The organism is Pseudomonas sp. MF08831 (assembly GCF_059862645.1).
Window position 1 is genome coordinate 1 of the sequence record NZ_JCBCUX010000009.1, and the last position, 19111, is coordinate 19111.

At 58.6% G+C, this 19111-nt stretch carries 26 protein-coding genes; 2 read left to right on the forward strand and 24 right to left on the reverse strand.

Annotated features, from left to right (window positions below; genetic code table 11):
* The 4 genes from AC19YS_RS19025 to AC19YS_RS19040 all read right to left on the reverse strand — a co-directional run.
* Positions 1 to 2008 (reverse strand): TipJ family phage tail tip protein (locus tag AC19YS_RS19025; RefSeq protein ID WP_500602392.1); only part of this gene is annotated, 2008 nt, incomplete at its 3' end.
* A gap of 59 nt (positions 2009 to 2067) precedes the next feature.
* The gene (locus AC19YS_RS19030) at positions 2068 to 2679 is read right to left on the reverse strand and encodes a tail assembly protein (RefSeq protein WP_500602393.1); all 612 of its coding nucleotides are present in this window, start codon (positions 2677 to 2679) and stop codon (positions 2068 to 2070) included.
* Between the two features lie 61 nt (positions 2680 to 2740).
* Entirely contained in the window at positions 2741 to 3091 is a 351-nt protein-coding gene (locus AC19YS_RS19035; protein WP_367241988.1) for a hypothetical protein, read from the reverse strand.
* 17 nt (positions 3092 to 3108) lie between these two features.
* A complete protein-coding gene (locus tag AC19YS_RS19040; RefSeq protein ID WP_500602394.1) occupies positions 3109 to 3699 on the reverse strand; it encodes a hypothetical protein in 591 nt (196 codons plus the stop codon).
* 190 nt (positions 3700 to 3889) lie between these two features.
* Between AC19YS_RS19040 and AC19YS_RS19045 the strand changes: the two genes are divergently transcribed.
* Entirely contained in the window at positions 3890 to 4309 is a 420-nt protein-coding gene (locus tag AC19YS_RS19045; protein ID WP_367241990.1) for a hypothetical protein, read from the forward strand.
* A 78-nt stretch (positions 4310 to 4387) separates the two neighbouring features.
* Complete coding sequence (locus tag AC19YS_RS19050) at positions 4388 to 4573, forward strand: hypothetical protein (protein ID WP_305438137.1); 186 nt, start codon at positions 4388 to 4390, stop codon at positions 4571 to 4573.
* Here AC19YS_RS19050 and AC19YS_RS19055 read toward each other — a convergent pair.
* From AC19YS_RS19055 to AC19YS_RS19150, 20 genes are all read right to left on the reverse strand, one after another.
* Positions 4570 to 4725 (reverse strand): hypothetical protein, encoded by a 156-nt coding sequence (locus AC19YS_RS19055; RefSeq protein WP_305438138.1) that lies wholly within the window; start codon positions 4723 to 4725, stop codon positions 4570 to 4572. The genes AC19YS_RS19050 and AC19YS_RS19055 overlap by 4 nt on opposite strands.
* Positions 4726 to 4750: 25 nt before the next feature.
* Positions 4751 to 5515, reverse strand: coding sequence for a C40 family peptidase (locus AC19YS_RS19060; RefSeq protein ID WP_367241991.1), 765 nt, complete (start codon positions 5513 to 5515; stop codon positions 4751 to 4753).
* Positions 5516 to 5517: 2 nt separating this feature from the next.
* Positions 5518 to 6270 (reverse strand): phage minor tail protein L, encoded by a 753-nt coding sequence (locus AC19YS_RS19065; protein ID WP_500602395.1) that lies wholly within the window; start codon positions 6268 to 6270, stop codon positions 5518 to 5520.
* 10 nt (positions 6271 to 6280) lie between these two features.
* Positions 6281 to 6619, reverse strand: a complete 339-nt coding sequence (locus AC19YS_RS19070) for a phage tail protein (protein WP_500602396.1) — start codon at positions 6617 to 6619, stop codon at positions 6281 to 6283.
* Between the two features lie 6 nt (positions 6620 to 6625).
* A complete protein-coding gene (locus tag AC19YS_RS19075) occupies positions 6626 to 9328 on the reverse strand; it encodes a phage tail tape measure protein (protein WP_500602397.1) in 2703 nt (900 codons plus the stop codon).
* 25 nt (positions 9329 to 9353) lie between these two features.
* A complete protein-coding gene (locus AC19YS_RS19080) occupies positions 9354 to 9608 on the reverse strand; it encodes a phage tail assembly protein T (RefSeq protein ID WP_448194155.1) in 255 nt (84 codons plus the stop codon).
* A 29-nt stretch (positions 9609 to 9637) separates the two neighbouring features.
* Entirely contained in the window at positions 9638 to 9985 is a 348-nt protein-coding gene (locus AC19YS_RS19085; protein ID WP_448194156.1) for a phage tail assembly chaperone family protein, TAC, read from the reverse strand.
* Positions 9986 to 9994: 9 nt separating this feature from the next.
* On the reverse strand, positions 9995 to 10486 hold the full coding sequence (locus AC19YS_RS19090; protein ID WP_500602398.1) for a phage tail tube protein: 492 nt from the start codon (positions 10484 to 10486) through the stop codon (positions 9995 to 9997).
* A gap of 59 nt (positions 10487 to 10545) precedes the next feature.
* A complete protein-coding gene (gp17, locus tag AC19YS_RS19095) occupies positions 10546 to 10914 on the reverse strand; it encodes a tail completion protein gp17 (RefSeq protein WP_500602399.1) in 369 nt (122 codons plus the stop codon).
* Complete coding sequence (locus AC19YS_RS19100; RefSeq protein WP_500602400.1) at positions 10911 to 11402, reverse strand: HK97-gp10 family putative phage morphogenesis protein; 492 nt, start codon at positions 11400 to 11402, stop codon at positions 10911 to 10913. The genes gp17 and AC19YS_RS19100 overlap by 4 nt, the downstream gene beginning before the upstream one ends.
* On the reverse strand, positions 11395 to 11730 hold the full coding sequence (locus AC19YS_RS19105) for a phage head closure protein (protein WP_500602493.1): 336 nt from the start codon (positions 11728 to 11730) through the stop codon (positions 11395 to 11397). The genes AC19YS_RS19100 and AC19YS_RS19105 overlap by 8 nt, the downstream gene beginning before the upstream one ends.
* A complete protein-coding gene (locus tag AC19YS_RS19110; protein ID WP_500602401.1) occupies positions 11730 to 12206 on the reverse strand; it encodes a head-tail connector protein in 477 nt (158 codons plus the stop codon). The genes AC19YS_RS19105 and AC19YS_RS19110 overlap by 1 nt, the downstream gene beginning before the upstream one ends.
* A gap of 2 nt (positions 12207 to 12208) precedes the next feature.
* Positions 12209 to 12466 carry a DUF7210 family protein gene (locus AC19YS_RS19115; protein WP_500602402.1) on the reverse strand — a complete coding sequence of 86 codons (258 nt, stop codon included), beginning with the start codon at positions 12464 to 12466 and terminating at the stop codon, positions 12209 to 12211.
* Positions 12467 to 12507: 41 nt separating this feature from the next.
* Positions 12508 to 13719, reverse strand: coding sequence for a phage major capsid protein (locus AC19YS_RS19120; RefSeq protein ID WP_065948818.1), 1212 nt, complete (start codon positions 13717 to 13719; stop codon positions 12508 to 12510).
* Positions 13716 to 14603 carry a head maturation protease, ClpP-related gene (locus AC19YS_RS19125; RefSeq protein WP_500602403.1) on the reverse strand — a complete coding sequence of 296 codons (888 nt, stop codon included), beginning with the start codon at positions 14601 to 14603 and terminating at the stop codon, positions 13716 to 13718. The genes AC19YS_RS19120 and AC19YS_RS19125 overlap by 4 nt, the downstream gene beginning before the upstream one ends.
* Positions 14604 to 14617: 14 nt before the next feature.
* Complete coding sequence (locus tag AC19YS_RS19130) at positions 14618 to 16018, reverse strand: phage portal protein (protein ID WP_065948820.1); 1401 nt, start codon at positions 16016 to 16018, stop codon at positions 14618 to 14620.
* The gene (locus tag AC19YS_RS19135; RefSeq protein ID WP_500602404.1) at positions 16018 to 17742 is read right to left on the reverse strand and encodes a terminase large subunit; all 1725 of its coding nucleotides are present in this window, start codon (positions 17740 to 17742) and stop codon (positions 16018 to 16020) included. Before AC19YS_RS19135 ends, AC19YS_RS19130 begins: the two co-directional genes overlap by 1 nt.
* Complete coding sequence (locus tag AC19YS_RS19140) at positions 17742 to 18227, reverse strand: phage terminase small subunit P27 family (RefSeq protein ID WP_339455769.1); 486 nt, start codon at positions 18225 to 18227, stop codon at positions 17742 to 17744. The genes AC19YS_RS19135 and AC19YS_RS19140 overlap by 1 nt, the downstream gene beginning before the upstream one ends.
* Positions 18228 to 18386: 159 nt before the next feature.
* Complete coding sequence (locus tag AC19YS_RS19145) at positions 18387 to 18761, reverse strand: HNH endonuclease signature motif containing protein (protein WP_500602405.1); 375 nt, start codon at positions 18759 to 18761, stop codon at positions 18387 to 18389.
* Complete coding sequence (locus AC19YS_RS19150) at positions 18752 to 19111, reverse strand: hypothetical protein (RefSeq protein WP_500602406.1); 360 nt, start codon at positions 19109 to 19111, stop codon at positions 18752 to 18754. The genes AC19YS_RS19145 and AC19YS_RS19150 overlap by 10 nt, the downstream gene beginning before the upstream one ends.

A 19111-nucleotide genomic window follows, 5' to 3' on the forward strand; every position in this document is an offset into this window, starting at 1 on the left:
TCCAGTTGCCGCTGTCCTTGCGCCACTCCACGTCGTACGCGACGGCGCCGGTGACGGCTGGCCACGAGATGTTCATGGTGCTGATCGCGATGCCCTGATTTACGGCGTAGCTCGATGTCAGGGTGACGCTGGCCGGCGCCGGAACCACGGTGATTGGGATAACGCTGATCGGCCGTTCTTCCAGGCGCGCGCCCGTGTCGATATGGGCGAACTTGCTTGGGTCGTACTGCACCGCCGAGATCTCGAACACGCCAGGGTCTGGCCGGGCCACGCTCACGACCCGATACAGCGGGATCGCCAAGTCATCGGCATCCAGCGCCCACACCAGTTCAGCTTCGGGCGTCACGGAATAAGCCACAGTCACCGTGACTTTCCGGCCACTCACCAGTTGCACGGTCCGCCCCTCACACTTGCCATCAGGCAGGTTTAGGATGAGCCGGTCGCCGGGCTTGGCCTGGGTGTCGCGGTCCAGGGTGATGACCCTGCCGCTCACAGCCGAGATGCGCCCGCCCACCGGCCGACCGGCTAACAGTTCGTCCGCGATCGGGATCACGTAGCCAGGCAGCGGAATGCGCCCGTCGAGGCCGACCTTGAAGGTGACTGCCCGATCCTTGGAGTTTGTGAGCAGCGCCCACTTACCACGGCGCTGGGCCTCGGATTCGCGGGTGCAGCCAATCGCGCTGATCTCCAACGGATTGTCGCCATAGCGCCGCTGCAGCTTTTGGTCGGTCACGGCCGTGACGTCGGTGTCGTAGTTGTTCAGCGGGTTGTCGTAGCTGACCAATGCCCGGGAATAGCGGGTGCGCTCCGATGCGCTGGAATAGGTGAACTTGCCATCAATGACGTTCGCCCGGGTGTAAGCAAAGTCGAAGTCCGTGGCACGCGGCATATCCGAAAGGGTGAATACCTGGCCCTGGGCCCAGTATGTCATTCCTCGGTAGATCGCCGAGATATCGCGCAGTAGCGACCAGGCATCAGCCTTGCTCTGCAGGTTCAAGTTGCAGATGAAGCGCGGCTCCTGGCCACCCCTCCCGTCCGGCACCTGCTGGTCGCAGTACTGCGAGATCCGGTACAACTCCCACTTGTCGACCATCCACGGCTTGATGCGGCGGCCAAGGCCGAAGCGGTCGTTCGTGGTGATGCCGAGCGTCGCCCAGGTCGGATTGTTGGTGTAGGCCTCCTTGAAGGTGCCGTCCCACACGCCGCTGTATGTGCGCGATGCGGGGTCATAATTGCTCGGTACTGACCATTTTCGAGCCTTGCAGCCCACGGTCACCGCCGGGATGCTGCGGAACTGCTCTGCCGAGAACTCGATGTAGAGAAGTGCGGTATTCGGGTAGCGAATTTTCGCGTCGATCACTTCAGTGAAGCCGGCGATCTGCATCGTGTCCGAGATTTTGTTGTTGTTCTGGTTGATAGTCAGACGGGTGATGCGCACCAGCCAACCGGTAGTTGCCTTGGGCAAATCAATGCGACGAGTGCGCTCATAGGTGCTGGTGGTCTTGCCGTCGACAGCCTCACTCAGCACCTGCTTGTAAGCGCCGCCATCGGTGGCCAGCTCGACCTTGTACTCAATGCGGTAGCCGTTGATGTTGTTGTCCGCATCGACGGATTGCAGTGCTGGCCATGCGAATCGAACGCGCACAGCGGAAAGCTGAGTGTTGCTGATCGCCCGAACCCACGGCGTACCGCTACGCAGCTCCGTGCTGATGGTGGTCTCGTTCTCGACGGACGGAATGCCCTGGATATAGGTCTGGTCGACCGCGCCAGTACGCCATTCCCACTTCACGTTCGGGAAGTTCATGTTCCCCTGAGGGTCTTGCAGTGGGGTGTTGTCGAGATAGATATCCTTGGCGGTTGGCGTACCTTCGAACTCACCCTCGCCCACGGCGATCAGCATCTTGGCAATGGCGACAGAGCGCAGGCTGTCCGGGGCTTCAGTTGGCGTTTTTGCTTTCTCTTCGCCGCCCTTGGCGCCGTGGATATCAAACTTGCGTGCTGCGCCCATGCTTTTCTCCAGGCAATAAAAAACCGGCTCGCGGCCGGCTGCAGTGTTGCGGGTCGTCGTTACATCTGGTCTTCGGCGTAAATAGCGGCGCTGATGATCGCCCCACCCCAACGGCGCTCACCAATGCACAGTGGCACCGGGTTGCCTGAGGCCGTGGTGTTCTTGGCGCTACCGAAGGCGTAGCCGGGCGTGTTCTCGGGCGCAGCGCTGGTCTTGAGTCCTCCGGCCTGGGGACTGAGCATTTGGATTACACCGCCCAGCACCATCGAGCCGCCCATCATGATCAGCGCGGAACCGAATGGTGCCCCTGCGCCGAATGTGCCGCCGGTGATGACGAGGCCGACAACGATCAGCACTGCCCCGACAATGGTTTGCAGTGCGCCGCCGCGCTTACTGCCGGTTATAACCGGAGCAATGCGAATATCACCCTCGCCCGTGAATCCAAGCTCCTTCTCCGTCAGGTTTGCCTTTCCGCGAAATACGGCGAACTCAATCCCACGGGATTTGGCGTTGGATAGGAAGCGTTCGAAGCCTGGGATCTGCACGCACAGGGCTTTCACCGCCTCGGCTGGCGTCCTCACCGCCATCCGGAAAAACCGCCCAAACTGTCGGAGCTGGCCATAGAGCAGAATCGTGGTCATAGGCTGATAATTGATGGTAAGTGCCGCCATGTGCTTTTCTCCAGGCAATAAAAAGCCCGCCGAAGCGAGCCTTGAACAATTTGATGTGCCGCTATAGGCAGCCTTGCAGTGCGACAAGCCGTTTATTGGCGATCCAGTTGCCAACCACGACGTAATACTTCACTTCTGACCCCGAGCCTTTGGGCTGGATGTCAACGAAGTACTGCGATCCCTCGGTGAATACCGTGTATCCGGTGTCGCGTCCTGGCTGAAGAGTTGCACCTGGTGTGCCGCCGAAGATCGACTGGTTCTGCCATTCGTACTGAACGCACTTGGCCAGTGCGGCGTCGGACTTCTGCGAGGTCAGTACCTTGTAAGGACCTTCCAGGCGAGCCTCGTTCATCGTCGGCGCCATGCACCCCGCCAACATCACCAGTGCTACCGCCATTGTCAAAATTCGCATGTCATATTCCCGGCAACTTATTGGAAAGAACCATAAACGTAACGGTTGCCTGAAGGCTCTGATTTGGGATAGGCGTCTCGCCATTCTTTCGTGTACAGGGAAAAGCTAGATATCTTTGTTATCTTCCAGCCACTCTTAGCATCTTGCCGCTCCAAAACATACTGAAAAGGCTCGCCTGCCTCCTTCCCTTTCTTAGCGTCCGCATCAAGCACGGCACCATCTTCAGGAGGTGTAGCATTTTTAATATGGGCAGTTACGACCGCGCGCGTATCAGACTGAACCTCTACTTTCGTAATTTGCCGGTCAAAGACCAAGGGCGTTTTTTCACACTCTCCCTCGCCAATCATCTGCCCCTCAGCCAGCTGTGAAAGCTTTCCAAAGTAAGGTGCCGCAAGCTTCAAATTGTTCTTGCAAACCTCAATCCGTATGGCCGCCGATGCATCCTTAACCCGCCACCAAGACTTCACTGTAACGTCGGGCGAATTGTTCGCCGCCTCAATAGCGCCCACTGCGCTGACAGCCTTGGCAAGGCCGCCTTCAGCCTGCTCCTTGTCAAAACAACCAGCCAGTGCCAAGGCCGTAACGCCGATAATTATTAAACGCTGCATCCCGACTCTCCTTGTGAATAAGGGCAATCTACCATCACAAGCCGACCGCAGCCAAAATCTGCGAGTCCTGGCCAGGCATCCAGCGTGGATGGAATGCCAGTGGCGGATGCGCAGCGCGGCGTAGTAGCGTTATGCCTTCTTCGGCCAATACCTCGCTGAGGAATATCGGAAAACTAATCAAGGAGCGAATATGCAATATCACAGCGAAGAGCATTTAGAGCGAAAGGCCGAATTTAATAGAGTTTTGATCGTTGCCGCTCAGGGTGCTCAACAGCTTCTCATTGTTACACCAGACAAAATGGACACCTTGGAAGACTACCTCAAGGTTGCATTCGGCGAAAAACCGGCTAAAGAGCTGAGAAGTAAAAAGCTACTCAAGGTGAATGACGGACTCACCGTATTCCTTGAAGGGAAAAAAGACGCGTCAGGCTTCTCGAAAGGGAATGTTTTTTTACCTTGGGCATCGATGACCACAGTGGATCGGGCAGTTAAAGATTACCGTGCCACGAACACGTTCTACATTCCGCACTCCGGCCCGGACTCAGGTCCAGGAACGAAGGACGAGCTAGCCCTGTACCTCAGTAACTATCCATCTTCACAGCCTGTTTGATGCAGAAAAGTCCTAAGCCTGCAAGCCCAAGGACTGGGGTTGCGCCAATATCGGCGCGTTTATGACCTGGAGGTCAAGATGTCGTTTCACATTACAAGCGTCAGCATTTCTGAAGACGGTCGCCTGCTTGTTTCCTTAAAGAGCAATGCTACAGGCACCCAGACGCAAATCTGGGTAAAGGCAAACTCCCCAATCAACAGCTTGACCATCGCTCAAATTGAGCAGTTGGCTAAAGAGGAAGCAGCGAAAGAGCACACCTGCTAGTTGGCTCGGGCTGAAAGCATGTGTATTTGAGTCGAAAGGTTCTGATCAGCCAAAGCTCTCTGGCTCGACTCTTCATTGAGTCGAGCTTTCAGCTCTTGAATCTCACGCTTGAGCTCTTCCAGCTCCCTAGCAATCACTTCGTTTGCACTCATGCTGCACTCCTGCGGCCATGCCGCGTCATGTTGGTTCTTTTGCGTCTTTATGCCTGAGGATCAGACGCGTACGGTCATGCCAGGGACCGCCGTAGACGATGATCTCGGACGGCCTGCTGTACAGGTGATGCAGCAGGAAAGGTCCTGGGCCGAAGACGCCCGACTCTTCATCGGGCAGTGCCGGGTCTGTGCCCAGGTAAATCCCAGCGTGGTTCGGGTGAACAGTCCGCCCGACATACATGACGATCAGGTCGCCGCGCTGTGGCCGGTCGACTCGCACAAAGCCGGCTGCCTCGTAATGCTGCTCGTACAGGCTTACGTTCTCTGCACTCTCCCACCAGCCATCGACGCGCTGGAAGGCTTCAAACTTCAGCCCCCATTCCCGCTGATACCAATCGGCGCAAACCTGCCAACAGTCCCAAGCGCCGTGCACGAACGGCCGCTTGAGCAGCGGCGTGCTGCCATTTGGTGTGATCGTCCGCAAATCCCCCTCGGGCCAACTCAGGATGTGCCAGGGCAAGGCCGTGGCCTCGCACATGGCCAGGTCGTGCGGTGACGGCCTGCTGGTGGCATCCGGATGCGAGTGAACGATGCCGATCACGTCACCCAGGTCTTCCGCCGCGGCGTAGTCCTCGGGGTCGAGCCGGAACTCTTCGTTCGGCTCCTTGGCTATGTTCCGGCACGGGAAGTACTTCTGTGCGCGGCCCACGGCCAACAGCAGGCCGCAGCACTCTCGCGGATACTCCGCCGCCGCATGCGCCTGGATAGCCGCAATGATGTGCTTGCGCATGGTCAGCTCCGGGCGATGAGAGACACGGCGGGGAATCCGCCAAAGGACAGTTCGTTGTTCTCGCCGAAGCGCAACTTGCAGGACGACAGACAGCCCTTGCACTGATCCTTAGCCGGGTCATCCGTGGGATTGTCCTCGTCGTCGAACATGGCCGCGCCGGTGTAGCCGCAGTCAGGCCCACGGTAACCATTGGTCATGGCCCAGTGGCAGAACGTCGTCATTTGTCTGCCGGGCAGTCCGTGGTTATCGATCTCGCCCGGGGACGAAAGCTCCCAGACTACCGCCTCACCGTCTTCGCCAGTCTTCTGGTCGAGATACCAGATTTCCAGCGCTTCCTGTGTCGGGTCGGCAGTTGGGTTGCCCTCAGGGAAGTTGTCCGCGTCCAGGTACTGCACCAAGGTTTCGCGAACCGTCAGCTTGAACTTGAGCATGTCCTCGAACGCCAGGCACAACGCTGTGACGCGACCGCTGATGTTACCGGCGGCGAACGTCGGGCGTGTGGCTGAGCCATCACTGTTAGAACCGATGCCTTCAACCTGGACCGGCCAGGCCGCATACTCAGCGCCCTGCCACCAAATGGACTTGGCAGGCAAATCCACCGCCGACCCTTCATAAGCCAGCAGCTCCTCCGGCGTGTGGGGGATGGCGTGACCGTGAAAGCGCAGGTAATCCGCGCCGTACTCGGTCCCGTCAATTTCGAACAGGCGAATCTCGCCGCCGGGCTCCAGCTTCTGGATGTCCGTGATCAGTGCCATAACGAGGCCTTTAGGGTTGGAAGGTTTGTTCGAAGGTCACAGTCAACGTGTAGTTTTCTGCGCCGTGAGGCGTTAATTGGTAGCCGGCGCACTTGTAGAGCCCAAGATCTCCGAGGGGCGGCGCCCAAAGGAACCCACGCGCGCCTTTGTGAGCATCGATGAAGTCCATGATTTGCTTTGTGCGAACCGCATCACCAAGGAACGTAAGGGGCCACGATTGCGATTTGCTGTTGATGCCGTCACTGACCGACTGCGCGTAACCATCGCCAAACGCCTTGGTACGTACTCGGAATTTCGCCTGGCCCTGAGGGTCAGTTCTCGGGCACCAGGTAAACCTTTGAAGCGCCATAGTCGATTACCCGCTGATTGCTCTTTTGATGCTTCCGCCCTGCCCAAGATCCTTGCGAATCAGTTGCCGGTAACGCTGGTCAACAAAATCCCCGAGATCCTTGCCGAACTGCTGATAAGCAGGATCGTCAGTCGCGGCACTCGTAGAGCCATCACTGGCGACGTTCACGCTGATGTTGATCTGTGTGCCGCCAGGCGCTTGCGAGCCACCGCCTACAGCCCTGACACCAAGGGCGCCGCTTGCGGTTCTGGTCAGCGGCATGATCGCCTCCGGTCCTGCTTCACCCATGAGCCCCATGCCACCAGCCATCCCAAACGCTGTCGGCTTGCTCACGATGGAGTTGGTAAAGGTGCCGCCGTCGGCGAACATCTGAACGCCGCCCGACCAGGCGCCGCCTGTGGCCTGAGGGAAGTAGCTGCCGGAGTAACCGCCAGCAGAAGCGCCCAGGTTTGAGGACGCCGCGCCAGCAGATCCAGCTACTAGCCCGTTACCACCGCCCCCCCCTGTAAAGTAGTTGACGCCGGCGCCCACCAAGCTGCTCAGCAACGCGGAACTGGCCTGCCTGGTGGCAATGCGGGCCATATCCGCGAGAATCGACTTCGTGAAGTCAGCGAACGAGAACTTACCCGTGGTGGCAAAGTTAACGATGGCGTCTTCCATGGAGCTGAAAGCACTGCTGAACAAACTCTTGGTCTGACCAGCGACATCACTGGCACTATCCAAATAATCCTGCCAGGCGCTTTTGGCTCCGTTCGACCAATCGCCTTGCGCTTCATCCATCTGCGCCCAGCCGTCTTTCATCGCTGCAACCTGCTTGGGCAGATTAGCGTTCGTCAGGTCAATTTGATCTTGAAGCGCTTTGCGCTGGGTGTCAGTGGTAGCTGTTGCAAGCTCAGTCCGAAGTGACAGAACCTTGTCGTTGGTCTGCCGCTCAAGTTCCAGGCGCTCCAGATAGCGATCTGAATCCTTGCTGCCCATGCCTACAGCAGCCGCCTGGGCAGCGTACTTCTCGCGCTGATTGCTGAGTTGCCGCTCGAGATCAGCCTGGTACTGCATGGCCTCGGAAAGCCCAGTGGCGGAATTCACCGCCTCGTTGAATTGACTGGCAAGCCAAGCGGTGGCCTTTCCGTATTGCTCCTTGGAGATTTTCCCGTTTTTTTCCAGCAGAGCGATTTGGCGGGTCTGCTTGCTGAACTCATGGGCTGCCGCGTTGACCGGGTCGTAGGTCTTACGCAGCTGATCAAAAGCTGTCGCTGCCTCTTTGAGCTGAGACTTCAGCTTGTTCTGGGCCTCGGTTGCGGACTTGGTAGTTCCGTTGAGCTGAGCCACCTGCTTGTCGATTGCTTCGATCGCACGCCGGTAGCGCTCGGCGTTGTCCGGATCCTTGGCCATGGCCGCAACGAGTGCCGCACGATCCTCCTGCAGCTTATTCAACCGATCATATGAATCGAGCAGCTTGTTGGACGCAGCAGATGTGCCAGTGAAAGCCGCTGCGACCTTTTGCTCTTGCTGCTCAACCTGCTTGTTTCCCTCGACCAGCTTCTGGTCACCCCAACCACGCAGATCGGTGTAGGCCTTGTAGCTGGCCAAGCGCTCGTCTGAGGCTTTCTTGGCCCCCACCAAGTCCTGTCCGAACAAATCGCCGACAAACAGCGTGGGATTTGTAGCGAATTTATTCAGGGCGCCCTGGGATTTGTTATAAGCATCCAGCGAGCGGTTGGTTGCCTCTTCGTCAGAAACGCCGGCTAAATGGCGGGTTTTACGATCTGTCGAAAAAAAGGCGGTGACGTACTTCAGGTCGCTCGCCATGGCTCGAAGGTCGTTGGGCAATTGCGCAAGGCCGCTCGCGGCAGCACCGGTCAGCTTCACCACGAGCGCCGCTAAATCTGCCATACCCTGCTGAAAGGCTGGATCCTTGACGATGTCGCGCAAACCGTCGAGCGAGTTTTGTAGCGGCGCCAAATCCACGTTCGCCAAGCCGGATACAAACTCGTTTCGCAACCCTTCAACTTGGAACTGCAAGTCTTGGACGACTTCGTTTGCTCGCACCAAGCTGGCGATCTGGGCAGGGTCCATGGCGATGCCGAACTCTTTCGCCTGGGCCAAATACTTGCGCAGCCCCTCCCCGCCCTTGTCCAGCAAAGGCAGCATTCTCGAAAGATCGTTTCCGAGGCTTTCGAGAATGTTGATCTTCTCGGACTGTGTTGCAACTTTACCAAGCCCATCGGCAATCGCGAGCAGCTGCTTGTCGGGCGACATCCGCGCCAGATCTTCGGCAGATAGCCCCAGCTTCTTGAGAGCGTCAATGGCCTCGCCACCACCGGTGATTACCGCATCACCGATTTTGTCGCCGATGTCCTTGAAGATGTCGGCCATCTTGTCGCCGCTAAGGCCGGCGCGTTCAGCAGCATACTGCCACTGCTGCAACACGGTAGTGCCGATACCAAGGGACTTGGCCCACCGATCCGTCTCGGTAGTGGCCGCTGCCGTGTTCTTCAGCATTACCAGCGAGGCAGTGCCAACACCGAGCGTCGCAGAGACGACAGCGGCCAGCGCACCACCGATCTTCTTGCCGGCGGCCTCGGCTCGGGCCTCCATTTCCTTCATGCGCTTTTCGGTGAGGCGGCCGGCCTTGTCCATGCCTTGCTCGAAACCACCGATGCGCGCGATCAAGTCCAGCGTCAGCGTGCCGAGCGAACGAGTAGCCATGGGCTATTTCCTGTGGGTGCGCAGGTCACGCCCATTCGGCCATGGCCGTCTCGAGCGATACCCCTGCTTTTTCTTGGTGGGGCATGAAGTCGACCAACTCAGCTTTACCGCCGCCCATCCGATTGACTTGCAGCGCAACGATCGCGCCCATCTGCTCGGCGCGGGCTGCCAAGTTGAAGGATCCATGTTTGTTTCGGTAAGCAGCCCAGGCCATGGCCTCGGGGTAGCTGATGCTGGCTTTGGCCTCCGCCACTGTTCTGCCGCCAACTCCGTTCAGCACCAGTTCGTGCCAAAACTCATCGGCGGCCGTCAGTTTTTTGCGCGGTCAGCCCCGGTGTTGTTGACTTCGTGTACTGCGGCGAGGATGGCCCAGCCAAGGCCGGGTGCCAGGCGGTAAGCATCTTCGTAGGAAATTGCCTCCTCGCCGTTCTCACCGAGCGTCACACACGTTGCGATGTACTTAGCGTTGCGGCTTTCCTCGGACTCGGTTGCCGAAAACAACTTCTCGATCATGCCGAAGGACTGCGGCATTACGAAAATCGAGAATTTATTGGTCACCGGCTTGCCTTTGGCGTCCTCGTGCTTCCACACCACTGACTTTTTGATCATGGCGCCACCGACAATACCGCCGGCAGCTTTCAGTTGATTCAGGTTCATGTTTCGCCCTTAAGTGGTTTTCTTGATCCAGGCGGAACCGCCCGAACGCTGAATGGTTGCGGTGGTGGTCACGACAGTGTTTGCCGCGAACGAGAACGGGAAGTCGGAGACGTAGCCTTCGAAGACAAACCACGTCCGCGTGGCTGGCAATTCGAAATCATCGCCGCCAGCTTCAAGCGTTGGCGGCTGCGTGCCATCTGACCAACCCACGGCCCACTTGATGCTGGTGTCGCCGTCGGCTTCGGATAGCTGATGTAGGCGAATATGGCTGGCATTGTTGGGGTCGGCATTCAAGCCCAGGGAAGCCTGGCCAGGAGTGCGCAATCCTTTCTTGTAGCTGCGCTCCTTGGCGCTCAGGCAAGTATCTTCAATCTGGTCGGCTGGCGCGCCGCCCGGGTCAAAGCTGGTGGCACACTCCACCTCCATGACGGTATAGGGGCCGGTGCCGGTCAACGGTGGTACGAGGGCAAAGACCTGCGTGCCCTGGGTGAGAATGGACATAGATGTCTCCTGCGGACGAAAAAAAGCCCGCTCATGGCGGGCCTGGGTTTGGGGCTTGGTTATCGGCGGACGATCCAGTCCACGTCGAAGCTGTATCGATACAGGCCTGTCTCCGCGTCCTTGGTTTCACCGTTGTAACTAGTGATCGTGGCGCTCAGCTCAATGGCATATTCAATGGCATGCCCTGCGGCGCGCGCTGCCGCTGCCGTAGACGCATAAACATCAAGTTGAAGACCGTAGGCCTCAGCATCTGGTCGACCCGCCAGAAAGCTCTCAGGCGCACCATTAACGACCTGCCAGACACAGTAGGTGCCGGCTGGTTTTTCAGGCGCGAGGCCAAAAAGGTAAAGGCGCGTTGGGTTTGTTCCCAGCAGATCCGTAACGCCAGGGTCCGAGGCGGCAACTTGAAAGATTGGGGGGTACTTCATTTGGCGGCCTTGCTGGTGGCGCGCTTCAATGCGCGGTCAATTGCTTTTTCGTATTCGCTGACGAAGGTTTCGGTAGCGGCATTGATGTTGTCAGCGAGCGCGCTTCGCATGAACGGCGAGCCCTGCATCTTTTCCGTTCCGAATTCCCATAGCCGCCAATGGGGTGTGGGGCCGCCAGCGGATAGATCCGGGCGCTCACCACGCTTGGGTAGCACAGCCCCCCTCAGTACCCCGACGCGAAAGCCGAGGTTTCCGGTCTGCTTGAAAAGCCGGCCATTCCAGCGGAGAGCGATATTTTTAGCGATAGATCTACCGGTTGCCGAGTCGTCCAGTTTCTCGGCGCCTTCCTTGGCCTTATCAGCAACCAGTTGGGCAGCTAGGCGAAGTGCAGAGCGGCCGCCTTTGCGCTTGAGGTCGTACGTGACAGCCGCAAGCTTTCCCAGCAGCGAGTCAAGGCCTTTGATATCGAACTCAACACCGTCAGCCATCGTTAACCCCTTCGCTGCATGGCAGCGTCAGATAGTCGAGGCCGCTTTTCGGGTCAGGAAGAACGCCCTCGATGTTGTAGATCTTGCCCCGATGAATGATGCGCATCGTGGGGTCGACTCCAGCGCGCTTCCGAATCCCAATCCGGGCTGTCACCTCGTTCTGGGTAGCCGCTGCTGCAATAAACTCGCGAGCTGAAAGCGGCTCAACGCTGGCTGGCACCTTTCCCCAAACTTCGACCCAGGTCTTTATCATTTCTCCCGTCACCGGGTCCTGAGCGAAGCTCGGGCGTTGGAAATCGATCCGGTGTCGCAACCTCCCCGCCCTCATCACACACCCATCCGGATACGATATGGCATCAGAAGCGACTTGCTTGCCAGGGGGAGCTCGACAGCATTGCCTCCAACCACTACCTCCTCGCGGTTCGCGAACAGGTGCCCAAGCTTGAGGAGGCAAGCCGCCTCAATGCTCTTGTTGATGACAATCCCGAACTCATCCATGTCGATCACTTCGAAGGCATCCGCCAGCGCCTGGCGCGCACGCTCGCGCAGCCGGCGGCGGTCTTCGAAGTTTTCAGGGTCGTCGGCTACTACCAGCGCTGCGCGGTAAGTGGCGCGCGCCGCCTGGGTCCGCTGAAGAGTGGTGGACTTTACAAGTTCCACAGCGGCCTGATCGGCAAAGAACCGGCGCTGCAGGAACTGCTGAGCAGCCTCCTCGGCGCCGTCCAATTGCGACTGCACCAGGTCCTGGTCCTCAGGTTCCGCGAGCAGGTGCTTCATGGCCAGTTCGATGTCGATCACGCTCATGCTCAATCAGCCTTTTTCTTTTCGGTGGTCTTTGCCTTGGGTCCAGGCTTTTGCGTTGCGCCCACGCTGGTGGAAGTCATCGGGGCGGGTTCGGATTCAGTGTCAGTCAGGTCAACCAAGGCCTCATCCTTGCCGTCGTCTGGCTCGGCATAGCCTTTCTGCAGCAGCTGCCGGCCGTGCTGCTCACTTGTTAAAAACGAGGTGCCTTCAACCAAAGTTCTGCCGCCGAGATACAACGGCTTGAGGGTCTTCAATTTCATTTCGACCTCCGAAGGGCCGCCGCTTGGACGGCCCCGCTATATCAAGGGGTTGGAGTGGCGAAGGTGCCGTAGATGAACGCTTCCGGACGCTTAACAGCCAGCGCCAGACGCTCCTCGCAACGGATCGAGATCATGTTCTTCTCGAAGTCGTCGGCGTTTTCGGTAGAGATCACCACGTTGGCGTCCTCGCGGTCGAAGATCTGTGCGCCGGTCTGGAAAGCACCGGTCAGGAACTTGCCCAGGAACGCCGCCAGTTCAGTTGCAACAACTGGCAGCCCCCACAGAGTGGGACCGGCGAGGCTCAGCGGGTTGCCGATGATGTAGCGACCCAGGGTGTCCTTGGTAAGCTCGATCTTCGCCCAGTCGGTGAAGTGGAGCACGTGCCCGCTGGCCGGCAAGCGGGCCAGCTGCGACTGCAACATGGCCAGGCGCAGCTGGTCGATTTGGGTCATCGCGTCAGGCTCGAACGCTGCCGAATAAGCTTCAGCTTGCGGCACGATGCCGTGCAGGTGCACACCAGTGCCGTCACCGAACAAGATCTCCGACTCTTCGGCGTATTTCAGGCCGTAGCGCATTTCTGCGTCGATGGTCGATTGCAGTTGGGCGAAGTCGTCCAGGATCTGCTTCGAGGCCTTGAACATGTGCGCGATCGTGGTGACCGGCGTGATCTTGGTGTTGAACTGGATGTCGCTGTACGGTTTCTGGGTGTTTTCAGCGACAACGCGTGCGGCGTTGGTAAAGCCGGTCTGTTGCACCCAGAAGATCGCTGGGGAAGTGGTGCGGCCCGGCGCGATCAGATCACGGATGAACAGTCGCTGCTTCGGCATCACATCGATACCTGGCAAGCGCTGTGGCTCCACTACGCCCTCGGCAACGCCGGTGCTGAGCAACGCGGCGTGAACTGGCACGCTGACGCGGCGGTTGCCTTGAATGCTCTTTGCGAACTCGGCCAGAGCTTCGCTTTTGATCACGGTGCCGCCGAGGGTTTCGCGCTGAGCGGCAGCGGCCTGGGTAGGAATTCGGGCGAACTCCTGCTCCAGTTCGCCGAGCTGGGCCTTAAGCTGCTTCTCGGCTTCGGTGAGGCTGTTGAACTTCAGGGCCATCTCATCGACAGCGGCCTTGGTTTCGGTGGAAAGCGAGCCAGCTTTCTTGGCTTCCGAAAGCGCGTTTTCAGCCTGTTTGCTGAATTCGTCAGTGGCCTTCTTGAGCTCGTTGGAAACGTTCTTCAACAGCTCGGCAGTAGTGTCGCTCATGGTTTTTCTCCGGTTTGAATTGCTGCTGCCGAGAACCGCGAAAGCGCGGCCTGTAGTTCGGCAATGGGGTCGGCCAGGTTGGCCGGGGTTGCGGCAGCGTTCTGCTTGCCGGAGGTGGTAGCGCCAGGCGTACCAGCCTTGAGTTCTTGAATTAGGGCGCGGCGCTCGGAGCGCGGCATACCCTGTTTTGCCAGGATTAGATCCATACGGCGCGCAGCGACCTGGTGAGGCGCCGATGCGCTGGCATCCTCGACAGCGGCGTCAGATGCCAGAAGGCTGTCCGCAAACCCTGCATCGATTGCCGCAGCGCCACCCATCCAGGTCTCGACATCCATAAGCTTGCGCATGGCCTCAATGGGATCGCCGGTACGGACGGCGTAGATATCAGCGAGTGTTCCGTCGATCTGCTCGAGGAAGTCGGCGACCTCTCTGATGTCGTTACGGTCACCGGCGGCCATGGTCCAGCTATTGTGGATCATCAAGAAGCCGGCGCGCGCGATCTGGATTTCATCCGCCGCCATGGCGATGAACGACGCAGCCGAGGCGGCCAGGCCGAGGACTTGCACCGTCACCTTCCCCTTGTGCTCGCGCAGCAGGTTGTAGATGGCCAGGCCTTCAAACACGTCGCCGCCTGGGCTGTTGATCTTCACGGTTACATCGCTGTCACCGATTGATCGCAGCGCGGCACTGATCCGCTTTGCAGTCACGCCCTCGCCCGTCCACCAATCAAACCCAATTGGGTCGTAAATCGTGATGGAGTTGTCGTCCGTGCTTGCCGCCTTGATCGATGGATTCCACCGCTCCAAGGCCTTCGGCGTCAGGTCGCAGTGAACCTGCGCGCGCGGCCGAGCCTCCGGCGCCGCCGGAATGGTCTTTAGGGTCATTGGTTACTCCAGGATCAAGCGGCGAGAAGCCGAGGTAGAGATATCAGTGCATGGGCCATCATTGGCCCATCGGGGTTTCCGGCATCGAGCGCCTTGGTCGCCAGGTCGAAGGCTTCTTTGATTGCCTCCTTATCCCCGCTCTGATTTGCCGCAGTTATTCGCAACATGAAGGCGGTAGCCGCCGGCGACATGCCGGCCGACTGTTTGCCGAGCTGATCAAGCGGCACGAGCGCCGACTGAACGGTGAATGTATCGCCGCCCGGGATAGGAGCCATGTTTTCCAGACGCCGAACCTCGTTCCGGCACATCCAGCCGTTTTGCAGAGCGGTGTTGTACCAGGCGCCACGACCAGCGCTGTCGGCGCGCAGCAGGCCTTCAACTGCGAACTCAGCGAAGAACTCGTCAGCGTCAGCCTCACCGATCAGGCATCGGGTGATCTCCTGCTCAATGTTCACCAGAAGCGGGCGCAAACTGTTGGTTAGGAAGTGCAGGTTCTGCGCCTCCACCGAGCTGGCCCAGCTGGACTGCTTATCCATGTGACCGACCATGAAGGGCGGCACCCGGAACCACCGGCACATTTCCTCAATATTGAAAGATCGAGACTCCAGCATCTGCGCCGCTTCGGGGTTCATGGTGATGCCCTGGTACTTTAAACCAGCCTCTGCAACCATGATTTTGCCGGCATTTTTGGAACCCATGAATGCGCCAAGACTGGCCCTGAGTTGCTCGCGCTGCTCTGGTTTCAGCGCAGTGTCACTGCTGAGAATCCCGGAAGCCTGCATGCCCTGAGCGAATACCTTCGCTGCAGCTTCCTCAACGGCCATTGCGGAGCCGAATATTTCCTTACCGGTGGTGACCGGCAACATTCCGCAAACTCCGTCCAAGCCGAAGCCGCGAATGTGCATCAGGTTTTTTTCGGGGATGTCGCGCTCAACGCCGCTTTCGTTATAGGTGTATTTGAGACGACCATTTTCTTGTCTTTTGACACGCATGTACTGTGGCAGCAGAGGAACAAGTGCGACGATTCGGCTGCCAACCATCTTCTTCTCAACGAAGGCGTTACCGCGCAAGCAAATGCTCGCTACAACCAACAGCATGAAACGCTGGGGAGTCATCTCCGCGTTTGGAACTCGGCATAGAACTCGATACAGCGGGTGATCAGTCGCCGACTTTCGAGACCCATCAGGTAAGCGCCGATAAAGTTTAAGAGGGAGAGTCGAAACTGATTCAGACAAAAGCCTCACACACGCCCATACCGTAGACAGCTGCATCGCTTTATCGACAGACACGTGCTGTCCGGATACAGAACTTCCGAACCATTCTTGCCAGAAAGCCCCGTCCTTTATACCAACTGGCACACCGAGCCAATCCAGCAGGGCGGCCTTTACCCGGCCAGGCTTTTTTTCGCGCGCCATTAAATGCCTACCATAATTGGATTTTCGTAGAAGCCACTCGTATCAGGCTCGCCCGCATTGGCCAGCACCCGACCTATGGCCATGATCAGCGCGACGGCGCCGTCGATCTTGTTGTCATCGCCCTGCTTGATAGGGCGAACCACGTCATCGTTGCCGGGTAGGTTCTTTCCAATCACGTTGCCGACACACCAGGTCATGATGGGGTTGCCGTCATGATGGAAACGGCCAGCCTCTATCGCGGCCTCCAGTTCTTTCATCGGATCCGACATGTTGGTGTAGTTCTGCGTGATGGTGACCGGATTGAAACCCTGATCATCAAGGTCATGACTCAGGCCTGTTGCACCATGAGGATCAATTGGGCATTCGCGAACAGGGGCTTGGTGGTTCGCTTCCTTGGTGTCCTCAAGGATTTCGCGGTAGTCGACCTCGGCACCGTCGGTCACATCCAGATCCTTGGAGTGAATCCAGGCCTGGAAGCGCTCAGCCATTCGCTTGTTATCGGTGTTGAAGGCGGTGTCGTAAGGAACCCAGAACTTCGGCGCAATGCTGTAGTAGTGGTTCTTCCCGTCAATAACGCGCCAGAACAGCCTGGCCCTTGAGTTCATGTCGAGCTTGCGCGCCAAGTCGAAACCGGCAATCCACTCCTGCCCCTCGAACTGCTCCAGGGTCAGCGACGTGTCTTCACATGCCTTCCAGCTTTCCATGTTATAGAAGCCGGCCTTGGCGCTAACCCAAAGGTTGAGGTGCTTCGTTTTGAAGGTGTTCGCAAAGCGGGCCGAGCGAATGGCTCGGGCCTGCTGACTCTCCAGGTACTCCTGAAACACCGAGACGCCGTGGTTCGGGTTGGCCTTGGCCAGCATTTTCGGATCGGTCCAGTCGTCGCCCTCATCGAGCGTCCAGATCCAACCGAACAACTCTTCGTCCGGCACCGTACCGGCCAGCATCTCGACGACCTGGCGGCGTTTGTCGTAGCACGGGCCTTCAATGTCGGCGCCGGCGGTGGTGATGATGAACATCAGCGGCTGACGCCGCGCGCCCATACCGGTGAGCATGGTGTCGTACTGGGCCGACGTTGGGTGCTCGTGGTATTCGTCGACGATGGCGCAGCTGGGTGACGCGCCGTCGCCAGGGTTGCCTATCAGGGGCTCGAAGCGGCTGAAATCGGACGGGATGTTCATGTTCGAGGCATTCACCTCGATGCCAGCGGCCTGAATAAGCATCGGTGACTTGCTGACCATGAGCTTCGCAGGCCGGAAAACTTCCCAGGCCTGTTTCTCCGTCGTTGCGCCGGCGTACACCTCTGCACCGAACTCGCCATCGGCGACGAACATGCTTATGCCCACGCCACCGGCGACAACTGATTTGCCATTCTTCCTGGGCACCTCCCAGTAGCTTTCACGGAACCGGCGGTGCCCACCCTTCTTCTTGACCCAACCGAACGTCACGGCAAGGCCAAAAAGCTGCCAAGGCTCGAGCGTGATCAGCTGACGCTTGAATGCCCACTCACCTTTGGTGTGCGGTAACAGCTGCATCAGCTTGAGCTTTTTCTCTGCCTTCGCTGGATCGAACTTGAAACGGAAACCGCGCTTGCGGCTGGCCGCCAAATCATCGAAGTGGCGCTGCACTGCCTGGTGGATATAACGGCACGCCGGCACCTTACCGCGGAGCAATGACCGGCCCCACGCCGTTGCCTTGTCGACATTGGGGTGGGCAGATTTGGTCATCAGGTTCTCAGCAGGTTGGCAAATTCGTTGGTTTCTTTCTCCTTGTTGCCGCCGATGAGTCGTGTGCGGCTGGCCGGGTCCAGGCCCAGCATCGAACCAAACGTCACCATCTGGCGCATCGTTTCGTTAGCAGCGGTCAGGGCGGGGTTTTTCATTGGCCCGCCAGTGGCGCCGGTTACCACGATGCCATGCAGCTGGATCGATTCCTGCGCCATCCGCCAGTTGTCGTAGGCGCTACAGAAGGCCTCAACGTTGTGCAGATCCGTGATCGCCACCACGTTCTCGCGCAGCAGTTCAGGGACAATCATGTTCCACATGGTGGCGGCCCGAGGGCTGAACCACTCCGGCGGGTCGATCTGGGTGATCTTGGAAAACTGTGGCTCGGCTGTATTCAGCGCGCGCTTGCCAGGGTTTCCGGCGAGTGCTTTTTTGGCCGTTGGCTTGGGTTTGCGACCACGGCCGGCGACCGTGGCGGTGCCTCCCATCGCGCAACTCCTGACTTTTTAATTTCGCGGGTGTAAGAAAACGATTGAGGGCGCGGTCTAGAAGCGAAAAGGCCTAGACTTTTGACCCTCCCCCTCCCTTTCTGCGCGAATCGTTCTCATTTGGTCGTTTTTCACTGGTTTTTCTGGTTTTTTTTGCTTTCAGCGCCGGGAATTGCCGAAACCACCATCCTCGGAGGCCGTCTTGCTGGAGTGGCACGGACCACAGAGGCTCTGCCAGTTGTTCCGGTCCCAGAACAGGACCATTTCGCCCTTGTGCGGGATGATGTGATCGACATCGGTCGCAGCAACCACCTTGCCTGCCTTCTCGCAGCACCTACACAGCGGATGCTTTGCCAGCCAGCCTGCCCTCGCCTGCTGCCACTTGTAGTTGTAGTGGCGCTTGGTGCTGCTCTCCCGAGGCTTTGCCCAGGCCGAACTCTGGAGTAGGTGTGCGTGATCGTCGCAGTACCGAGGGTTACGCGTCAGAGTGTTGCAGCCCTGGGCATTGCATGGCTTCTGCGGCCTCAGCGGCACGGTGAACCATCCATGTACGTCATCGGTCGGGCATCAGGGTCTTGCTCTGCCTGATCTTCCGCCAGAGCCTGGATCAGCATCGCCTGATGCTTCTCCATCCGCTCGAGGATCGCCGTCTGCTTCTTCTGCTCATCCAGCAGACCTTGAATACCCGGCTGCAACTGAGCAGTCGCACCACCATCAAGCACAAGCATCTGAACACCCATCCGATCAGTCATGGGCGCCAGGCTGTCTGCCATCCTTTTGCGCTGCTCCTTCGTCAGGGGGTGCGGGGTCGTCACCACCAGCAGGTCGCCCTTCTTCGGGCTCAGCTTCTGGACCTGATCTGAATAGTCGTTCTGCTCGCTCAT

Coding starts and splice junctions, on each gene's coding strand:
- AC19YS_RS19030 (WP_500602393.1), bottom strand. CDS start 2,679: ATGGCGGCACTTACCATCAATTATCAGCCTATGACCACGATTCTGCTC.
- AC19YS_RS19035 (WP_367241988.1), bottom strand. CDS start 3,091: ATGCGAATTTTGACAATGGCGGTAGCACTGGTGATGTTGGCGGGGTGC.
- AC19YS_RS19040 (WP_500602394.1), bottom strand. CDS start 3,699: ATGCAGCGTTTAATAATTATCGGCGTTACGGCCTTGGCACTGGCTGGT.
- AC19YS_RS19045 (WP_367241990.1), top strand. CDS start 3,890: ATGCAATATCACAGCGAAGAGCATTTAGAGCGAAAGGCCGAATTTAAT.
- AC19YS_RS19050 (WP_305438137.1), top strand. CDS start 4,388: ATGTCGTTTCACATTACAAGCGTCAGCATTTCTGAAGACGGTCGCCTG.
- AC19YS_RS19055 (WP_305438138.1), bottom strand. CDS start 4,725: ATGAGTGCAAACGAAGTGATTGCTAGGGAGCTGGAAGAGCTCAAGCGT.
- AC19YS_RS19060 (WP_367241991.1), bottom strand. CDS start 5,515: ATGCGCAAGCACATCATTGCGGCTATCCAGGCGCATGCGGCGGCGGAG.
- AC19YS_RS19065 (WP_500602395.1), bottom strand. CDS start 6,270: ATGGCACTGATCACGGACATCCAGAAGCTGGAGCCCGGCGGCGAGATT.
- AC19YS_RS19070 (WP_500602396.1), bottom strand. CDS start 6,619: ATGGCGCTTCAAAGGTTTACCTGGTGCCCGAGAACTGACCCTCAGGGC.
- AC19YS_RS19075 (WP_500602397.1), bottom strand. CDS start 9,328: ATGGCTACTCGTTCGCTCGGCACGCTGACGCTGGACTTGATCGCGCGC.
- AC19YS_RS19085 (WP_448194156.1), bottom strand. CDS start 9,985: ATGAACCTGAATCAACTGAAAGCTGCCGGCGGTATTGTCGGTGGCGCC.
- AC19YS_RS19090 (WP_500602398.1), bottom strand. CDS start 10,486: ATGTCCATTCTCACCCAGGGCACGCAGGTCTTTGCCCTCGTACCACCG.
- gp17 (WP_500602399.1), bottom strand. CDS start 10,914: ATGAAGTACCCCCCAATCTTTCAAGTTGCCGCCTCGGACCCTGGCGTT.
- AC19YS_RS19100 (WP_500602400.1), bottom strand. CDS start 11,402: ATGGCTGACGGTGTTGAGTTCGATATCAAAGGCCTTGACTCGCTGCTG.
- AC19YS_RS19105 (WP_500602493.1), bottom strand. CDS start 11,730: ATGAGGGCGGGGAGGTTGCGACACCGGATCGATTTCCAACGCCCGAGC.
- AC19YS_RS19110 (WP_500602401.1), bottom strand. CDS start 12,206: ATGAGCGTGATCGACATCGAACTGGCCATGAAGCACCTGCTCGCGGAA.
- AC19YS_RS19115 (WP_500602402.1), bottom strand. CDS start 12,466: ATGAAATTGAAGACCCTCAAGCCGTTGTATCTCGGCGGCAGAACTTTG.
- AC19YS_RS19120 (WP_065948818.1), bottom strand. CDS start 13,719: ATGAGCGACACTACTGCCGAGCTGTTGAAGAACGTTTCCAACGAGCTC.
- AC19YS_RS19125 (WP_500602403.1), bottom strand. CDS start 14,603: ATGACCCTAAAGACCATTCCGGCGGCGCCGGAGGCTCGGCCGCGCGCG.
- AC19YS_RS19130 (WP_065948820.1), bottom strand. CDS start 16,018: ATGGCGCGCGAAAAAAAGCCTGGCCGGGTAAAGGCCGCCCTGCTGGAT.
- AC19YS_RS19135 (WP_500602404.1), bottom strand. CDS start 17,742: ATGACCAAATCTGCCCACCCCAATGTCGACAAGGCAACGGCGTGGGGC.
- AC19YS_RS19140 (WP_339455769.1), bottom strand. CDS start 18,227: ATGGGAGGCACCGCCACGGTCGCCGGCCGTGGTCGCAAACCCAAGCCA.
- AC19YS_RS19150 (WP_500602406.1), bottom strand. CDS start 19,111: ATGAGCGAGCAGAACGACTATTCAGATCAGGTCCAGAAGCTGAGCCCG.